The sequence below is a fragment of the Microcoleus harperi Pol14_C6 genome (assembly GCF_036701295.1).
Lineage (GTDB): Bacteria > Cyanobacteriota > Cyanobacteriia > Cyanobacteriales > Microcoleaceae > Microcoleus.
Genome location: NZ_JAUBQN010000055.1, coordinates 22,806 through 31,741 on the forward strand (window position 1 = coordinate 22,806; position 8,936 = coordinate 31,741).

General features: G+C 44.2%; 4 protein-coding genes. 2 read left to right on the forward strand and 2 right to left on the reverse strand.

The window, feature by feature from the left end; all coding sequences use genetic code 11:
• The first annotated feature begins 108 nt into the window (after positions 1-108).
• Positions 109-2,568, forward strand: coding sequence for a CBS domain-containing protein (locus QUA27_RS25050; RefSeq protein ID WP_333071480.1), 2,460 nt, complete (start codon positions 109-111; stop codon positions 2,566-2,568).
• Between the two features lie 1,835 nt (positions 2,569-4,403).
• Here QUA27_RS25050 and QUA27_RS25055 read toward each other — a convergent pair.
• Positions 4,404-5,657 (reverse strand): S-layer homology domain-containing protein, encoded by a 1,254-nt coding sequence (locus QUA27_RS25055; RefSeq protein WP_333071482.1) that lies wholly within the window; start codon positions 5,655-5,657, stop codon positions 4,404-4,406.
• A gap of 343 nt (positions 5,658-6,000) precedes the next feature.
• On the opposite strand from QUA27_RS25055, the gene QUA27_RS25060 reads away from it, so the two are divergent.
• Complete coding sequence (locus tag QUA27_RS25060; protein WP_333071483.1) at positions 6,001-7,479, forward strand: amidase; 1,479 nt, start codon at positions 6,001-6,003, stop codon at positions 7,477-7,479.
• A 42-nt stretch (positions 7,480-7,521) separates the two neighbouring features.
• Here the strand turns inward: QUA27_RS25060 and QUA27_RS25065 are convergent, their stop codons facing one another.
• Positions 7,522-8,865, reverse strand: coding sequence for an HNH endonuclease (locus QUA27_RS25065; RefSeq protein ID WP_333071485.1), 1,344 nt, complete (start codon positions 8,863-8,865; stop codon positions 7,522-7,524).
• Positions 8,866-8,936 lie beyond the last annotated feature (71 nt).

The window sequence follows — 8,936 nt, forward strand, 5'->3', positions numbered from 1 at the left end:
TCAATGAGAAAGTTTATTATTTAAATCCCAAGCACAGGCGAGGTGTTTCTGCCGTTCCCTAAGGCTTTGCCCGATAGTTAGCCGCCCTCTGACAACCTGCAATCAACTATGCCGTTCTACCACCCGCCCCTTTACTCCTCAGCCTTAGAACAAGCGATCGATCGCTACCCCCTCACTGCCGGGCCAGAAACTTCCTTAGCAGTGGCGATCGCCCTGATGAGTCAGTTGCAAAACAGTTGTCCCCTAGTCAAAACACCTGTACCCGCAGACCGGGGGGCGATAACCGAAACATCCGCGCCGGAAAAGGTGCGGGCCCGCTGCGTGTTCGTCGTACAGAACCAGCAGACTATTACCACAGGCAACTTATCCGACAACCCCAGCCGCGGACTGTTAATCGGCATATTAACACCCGCCGACCTAGTGAGGCTGATAGCTGCGGGCACAATAGACAACCAGCACAAAGTAGCCCTGCACAAAATACCAATTTCCGAAGTGATGTCCCCGGTGTCGGTCTCCCTCACAGAATCCGATGACCAAGACGTGTTTACCGCTTTATCCTTATTTCGCCAGCACAAGATTCGCTATTTGCCGATCGTCAATCAATTTCGCCACTTGGTAGGAGTGCTGACGCGGGAAAGAATTCGCCAAGTATTGCAGCCTTCAAACATTCTTAAATTGCGGCGCGTAGCAGAATTAATGACTACGCCAATTACAGCGCCCCACACCGCCTCGCTGCTGACCATAACCGAACTGATGTCAGAGCATCAAGTCAGTTGCGTAGTGATTACAAAAAACAAAGAATTAACAATGGAGAAGCCCAAAGATGACTATACCTCCATTTTTCATTATTCCTTTCACCAACCCCTAGGAATTATTACGGAATATGACCTGGTGCAGGCACAGTTTCTCGAACTAAATTTTCAGCAAACCCCAGCTCAAAAAGTCATGAGAACTCCCCTGCAATTTCTTCAACCTTCCGATTCCCTATGGACGGCGCACAAAGAAATGCAGCAGCAACAAGTGCAGCGGTTGGTCGTGTGCGGGGGGCGCGGAGAACTGTTGGGAATTATTACTCAGACCAGCTTGCTCAGAGTCCTCGACCCCACCGAAATGTACCGAGTTGTCAAACAGTTGCAGCAGTCGGTTTATCAACTGCAAGCGGAAAAAGTGGAACTGCTGCAAAGCCGCAACGCCAAACTAGAACAGCAGGTCCGGGAACGGACTGCAAAACTCCACGAACAATTGCAGCGCGATCGGCTGTTAACTCACATTTCCTTGCGGATTCACCAATCCTTAAACCTGGAAGAAATTCTCAACGCCAGCGTCGATGAAGTCCGCCAAGTTTTGCAAGCTGACCGAGTAGCAATCCTGCATTTAGAGTCCAGCAATTACGGCATTGTAGTGGCAGAATCCGTTGCCGAAAATTGGCCTTCAATATTGGGAGAAATCATGCCGGATAATATTTGGCAAGAATCTGCTTCCGTGGTCGAACAGGAAATTTATGCGGTTCCAGACCTCGACCAAGCCTGTTTGAGCGCCGAAAAATATGCCCGGTTCCAGCAAGCGCAAATCAAAGCTTATTTGATTGTACCAATTTTGCAAGACGGCAATTTGTGGGGGATGATGTGTGTCCATCAGTGTTCCCAATCCCGTCAGTGGCAACCTTCGGAAGTGGATTTGCTACTGCAACTGGCAACTCAAATCGCGATCGCCATTCAGCAAGCCCAACTCTATCAGCAAGTCCAAAATCTCAACACCGACCTCGAACGCCAAGTCCAAGAACGCACCGCCGAATTGCAGCAAAAAGTTCACGAACTCCAGCATTTAAACGTCCTCAAAGATGAATTTCTCAGCACAGTTTCTCACGAACTGCGGACGCCTTTAGCTAATATAAAGATGGCTATTCATATGCTGAGAATTTCTCCCACGCTAGATCGGCGCCAGATTTATCTAGAAATTTTAGAAACAGAATGTACTAGAGAAACAGATTTGATTAATGCTTTGCTAGATTTGCAGCGGCTCGAAGCCGCAACTTGTCCGATCGACCTCGAACCAGTAAACTTAGAAGTCTGGCTGCCTACTATTATCGACCCGTTTTACACCCGGGCCCACGACCGCCACCAGGATTTGCGAGTAGAGTGCGATCGCCACCTCCCCACGATCAGTTCCAACCGCGCTAGTTTGGGACGAATTTTAGCCGAGCTCCTCAACAATGCCTGCAAATATACTGCCAATGACGGCGAAATTTTTCTGAAAGTCGAATGCAAAAACGGAGACGGCGAACAAGGAGAACAAAAGACAAATTCGCGACAAGCAAGTGCTGTGGCTTCAGAAATCCAATTTACACTCAGCAATCAATCGTCCATTTCCATAGAGGAATTGCCTCGAATTTTTGAGAAATTTTATCGAGTTCCCAACGCCGATCCTTGGAAACAAGGAGGTACAGGTTTGGGTTTAGCTTTGGTTCAAAAACTTGTCGAACAGTTGCAGGGAAAAATTGAGGTTGAAAGCAGGAATGGCTGGACTAATTTTATCGTCACATTTCCTACCAACCCGGATGGAAATTAGTCGGCCATCAGTCAATTTTAGATTTTAGACTTCGGCCTAAGAGGTGCGGCTAGCGCGAGCGTCAAATCGCGATCGGTCGAACGATTTTAGATTTTCGATTTACTCCACAGATGAATCTGAGAGCTTGAACAACCCACATTCTGCACCCCAACTGTCACGTGGGGTGCGGGCGGGCTGTGAATTCCGTGGGATGGTCTAGCGGGAACAGATCGAGAAAGTATAAACCCACATTCCACAGCCCCAAGGGGCAGCGTAGGCGGATTGAGGGGGTAAAAGTGAATCATCGGAGATCGTAGTAAGTCAAAACACCCAAAAATCTGTGCAACGATCGCATCACTCACTTAGGAATTCCTAAAAAGTGACATGAGGGCATGAATTAAATATTATTCACCCACAAAATTTTAAGAATCACACCATTACTAACTATTAATGACCAGCATATAATTTCAGCAATCTGACAATTATACATCACTGATAAACCAACACTTAATTAGAGTTTGCTGAATAATTGAGCGCAAACCAAGAGCAGGAGCGATCGATATATTCACGCTCAATTTACAATAACTTGTTGCTGCGTTAATTTTCTATGCGTATAAGTGTAGATTATATTCAATTTAAAAATAGGTGTTGTTTTGCCCGAACAACATAAAAACACTTTACGGGGTGACAACCCCGTCAGAACATAGATAGAATCAATGACTGCGCGGGGTGACAACCTCGTCAAAAGCCCCGCCTGTGGCAGATTTAGCTGAGTTAAGTTAAAAAAAGATGGGGTCGAAATTCTATCGTGGTCCCCTCTAGCAATAATGTTCCCTCAATTTTACCAAATTAATCTAGAAAAACAACTTAAACCAGCAGAATACCTGACTCTAAAAATTTTAGTCTATCTGTTGCATACCCAAAAACAAGTTAATATCGACTTACTGGCTACCTTGATGCCTTATTCGATTCAATTTGAGAGCGGGAGGTGCAACTTGAAAAGTTTTCTAAGATTGGATTCCTTGAATATTTAAAGGTGATAATTTTTGTTGGTAAAAAATTTTAAAAGCCAAATGTAAAAAGTCTATACCTTTCAAAATAGCGATCGATCGCACGCAATTGCGAGCGCAAAGTGTATTTATGCTGAAATTGATATGGGAGAAAACAAGTATCCCATTATCCAGGCGACTTCTAGATAAAAAAGGAAGTAGTAGTATTGGCGAACAAAAAGCTGTAATTACTCCTGTTTGAGAGTTACTGTCAGATTACAAAAATATCATTTTAGGTGCTCGATAATTTGGTAGCATCAATTTGGCATAATGCCTCTGTGAGAAAAAAGTGAATTTTATCCTTATGGTGAAACAAGGGCGCTATATACAATAAAAAAATCTAATTCCATCCTCTTGTCTGACATGGAGTTACTGCCAAGGGAAAGCTTTTATTTGTCAGATGTAAAAATTATCAAACAACAAGGATGTGTAACTTTTAATATTGCTGCTTATTGGCGCCGCAAATATCGCGGAAAACAGTATGATAGGGTATACGGGTTCCAACCCTGTTGCATCTCTCTCCTAAACCTCTTTGTCACCCCCCCAGATGCACGACAGCTTAGCATCGGGATTATTGATGATATCTCTATTTTCTACCTCTACGTCAATCCATTGTCATCTGCGGTTCAGAAATTATATTTTTAAAACCGTAGATACAGGCAGATAAACACAGATTAATGCAGATGAATTAGATCAATTCCGGTTTTAGCCTCCGTGATTGTTGACTGTTGACGGGATTTTAATATTCCAATGCTACCGGAATTGATATCAGTTATGTTCTTCCTTCTTCCTTCTGCTATATCCCCTCTATCGAGCGCTACAAATGCCTGTGCTGGCAGTACCAACTACCAAATCGGAATTCAAAAGCAAATCTAAATCGGTGTCGGGATTAACAGCATACAAATCGACTTTATCTCGCCCCAAAAATACCCCGATCAAAGTCCCGATTCCCGCACCGCCGAGTACCTCTTCAGTCGCGATCGCCCGATCGCCCGTAACACCTGCAATCGCCGCCGCTGCTGCTGCACCCAACGCCGTATTCTTAACCAGATTACCAACATTAACACCCTTGGTAACAGTTTCTTTCCTAGTAATCACTTGCGAAGTGGCATTGAGAGGCACTCTGCTGCTGTTGATTATACTTAATTCTTGAGCCACAAATTGAACCCCCGAAGCAGTCGATCGCAATTCGCCGCTAATTTTAGAGCCTTCGGGTATCAGCACTTGGCCATTATTGCTCGTGATATCCGCAGCTACAGTCAGCGTAATCGGAGACTTGTCATTGGGGCCGAGCAAAATCTTGCCTTTTGTGTACTCGATTGGGATAGTCACTCCCCTAGGAATTTGCACAGCAACAGACTCGCTAACATCAATCTTAGCAATGTAAGGAGAATTAATTGCTCTTGCTTGATTGGTACTCACTAATGTTTGATAGATAAAAGCAGCTACTTCAGCTCGCGTTGCTGACTTGTTAGGTTTGAGAGATTTAGGATTGGGATAGCTGACAACCAACTGTTTTTCAGTAGCAGCAGCAACGCTTTTGACAGCATAACTTTGAATCTCACTCGCATCATTATAGTAACTGAGAACATCTTGAAAATTGCAGGTAGGCTCATAGCCCATGCCGTTATTTAAAGCGACTACAACTTGAACGCGAGGAATCTGCTGTGTCGGTCTGAAAACATTGCCGGGATAGCCAGACATCCATCCCATTTCGTAAGCTTCTGCGATCGCCCCGCTTGCCCAAAAATTAGACGGAACATCGGCAAACCTCACAGCAGCGCGGGTTTTTGCCTTTTTCACAGAACGCACCATTGCCGCAAATTCAGCCCGCGTTACCAGTGCATCCGGGCGAAAACTGCCATCGGGAAATCCTTTGATAATTCCTCTTTCTGACAAATCTTGAATAAAATCTTTTGCCCAGTAGTTATTATTAACATCCGAAAAAGCTGTCTGAGCAAAAGAAGGCGCGGGAGCTACCATCGGCGCTGCGGTTCCGGCAAGTGTTCCCAGTGTTAATAAAACAGATGTACCGGATTTAATGCGATGTAATACAGACATTTTGTGATTCTCCAATTTACAGATTTTTTTTATTGAGGAGAACTAAGCTTTTGAGAGGCTGATTGATTCCGAGCCCACTTGATCTTTTCCTCAGTTATGTAATCATTATTGAAAAAATTTACTTCTTGTGCGGGGAAGATACGGTCTTTTAAAATAAATATTTTTATTCTTAGTGTGGAATTTTATGCTTAAATTCCTTAAAATCCTTATGTTGCTTATCTCCCTTATCTACCTTGTGTCAGCAATTAACAGGATTTAGGGACAAAGGCGTTTGATGTTAGTTAACTATATTAACTAAAAGTCAATATAATTAACTTTATCGAGAACTACCTGTTTGTTGCTTATGAGTAGCCTGACGTTTGCCTCTGCCCATCAGCTAGCGCGAATGATTCGCGATCGCGAAGTCTCTGCCGTCGAAGTTCTCGACGCTTACCTTACTCAAATCGCCAAGCACAACTCGCAATTAAACGCAATTTGTACGCTGGATGAAGACAATGCCCGTACTAGAGCAAGACTTGCCGATGAAGCCCTAGCCAGAGGAGAAAACTGGGGTGCTTTACATGGGGTTCCCATCACGATTAAAGACATTTTTGAAACAGCCGGACTCCGCACCACAGCAGGCTATATTCCCCTCAAAGATTATGTCCCTCAACAGGATGCAACTGCAGTTGCGAGATTGCGGGCAGCAGGTGCTGTCATTATGGGAAAAACAAACATGGCGGAACTGGCTGCCGATTATCAAAGCACAAATTCTCTGTTTCCACGGGTGAATAATCCTTGGCATCTTGACTACACACCTGGTGGCAGTTCTGGGGGCAGTGCCGCTGCTGTCGCCGCCGGACTTTCACCGTTGGATTTGGGCAACGATTTCGGGGGTTCGGTGCGTCAACCCGCTCATTTCTGCGGCATATATGGTTTAAAGCCGACAGATCGCCGTATTTCTACAGCAGGGCAGATTCCTGAAGTGCCGGGAATGCCACTGTCTATTCGGCAAATGATGACAGTGGGGTGTTTTGCTCGATCGCTCGAAGACATCCAGCTATGTTTTTCGTTAATTGCAGGCGCGGATCTGCGACGCCCTGATGTCCCACCGATTCCGCTCGATCGACCCTCTGGCAAGCCTTTGCAGCATCTCAAAATCGCTTGGAGCGCTGAATGGGCCGAAGTTCCCGTTGCTTCTGAAATTCGAGCAGCTATGGAGTCGATCGTGCAGACACTCTCTCACGCAGGTGTCCAAACCGAACGCTGGCTTCCCAAACACTTTGACCTTTCCAAAATATTGAATCTCTACGGACGGATCTCGATGTACCTGACTATCTACGCTCAACCGCAGGATAGATATAACCTGCGTCGTAGTTTAGAGTTAATCTTCCGCACCGCCACCCAAGGCGACAAGGAACTCCGAAAATTGGGAGATTTCAGCAGATTCCTACCTGAGATATTGAATCCAAGTTTGAAAGGATATTTCGACGCACTCACACAGCGCGATCGCTTCACTGCCCATATAGATGAGGCATTAGAACCGTGGGATGTATGGCTTTGTCCCGTTGCTGCAACCGCTGCGTTTACTCACCGTCCCGCTTGGAGTGCCGTTGAGGTTAATGGCAGATCCTATCCTTATTCAGTGGCAAACGGGGCTTACACCATGCCTTCTAATCTTAGCGGACACCCTGCGGTGGTAATTCCAATTGGACAAACTCAAAATGGTTTACCGATTGGAATGCAAATTGTTGGTAAGCGGTGGTGCGAAATGGAGTTGTTGGCGATCGCAGAAGCGATCGACAAAGTGGTTGGTAGTTTGCAACACCCACCTGGTTACTGATCTTGGGTCGTGTGTCAATATTAACTCGAATACAATTTTTTTTCAATTTTTATAGGTAGTATTGCAGTAGGGGTGAGTTAATTGTGCGTTTTTTAAAGTTCCTAAACCCCCATCAGCTTTTCTTGTAATATGGTCGATACTGTTAAATCTGCTAGGCAGATACCCTCCACAAATTTTACAAACTGGCCAGCCTGGTAGAGCCTCTCTGATAAACGCAGATGCTTTGGTTTCTCTAGAAAATTCTTTACTTTGAATTTCACCACTGTCGGCTTTCTTTGGAATTTTCAGAGTCGCAAATCTTTTATCGCCGGATCTTATTTCTGTGATAACATTCTTTTTATCTATACCTCCTGACAACTTATTAATGACTTCTAAGTAGAAGTCTCTCACTAGATCTCTAGCTTGTAATGCGTCACTCTTCTTGGCAACAAGTTGTGGAACCATATCATAATTCCAAATGACCCATTCAAAGTCTTTTCTTACATCGAGCAATTTAGACCAGGATTTAGTCTGTTGTAAATGTAAAATTAAACTGACGACCCCATAAAATGAACCAATTTTTGGCTTTCCTTGTTGAGTATAAAAGTATACCAGTGGATGTAAACCCAGAGATGAAGGATCCTTGCTATTGATTCTTTGAGCGACTTTTTTGCACTGCTTTAGTAGCTCAATAGTTTTATCGCCTGTTGAATCTTCTCCCAACTGATTATCGGTTGATATGTTATTGACAATATTTATAAATTCTAAAATCAATTCCAGCTTATCCGAAGATGAAAGATTCCCCACAATTGGTACATCTAATGTTTTAATGGGATTTGAAAGTTTGGGCTGAAATATAAGTTCGTGTATTTCTTGCGCTACTGTTTCAATCTCATCCTGTTTTTGTTCAGAGAACTCCGACCAATATTTATGACCATTACCACTTCTCACGATCGCACGCGCCGCCACACCATTAGGTGTTTTACGTGCTAGTAGCAACCTCATCTCGGTCTCACTAATCGGGGCTGCTTTCTGGTTGATTTTGAAAAAAGATTCCTCCGCTTTCATAGCATCACCTTCAACCCATTGAAGTGAAATCGCTGATGCCCCTAAGTTCCTAGCTCTTTCCAGCATTTTAGGATTAAGTTGACCTGGTTGTGAAGTCAATGATTGATAATCTTTGTAAGCTCCTATTTTCTCTTTAATTAGTTTGCGAGTTTCTTTTGCTGCCTCTTTCTGTTCGTCAGTGATGTTGCCGTCATAAAATTGTTTAGAAATCTTACCATCGCCATAATCATCATTAATCCAAGCAAGTAACGAACTCAGTCGATGAGAACCATCAACGACAAAATAGTGGCTACTACCTCGCCAAAGAATAACTGCGGGGATTAAATCTCCATCTAACAATACTCCGGACAGTTTTTAAGCAGCCAGAGTACCATAAGACAAGACTGAAGGAAGATTTGGATGATTTAAAA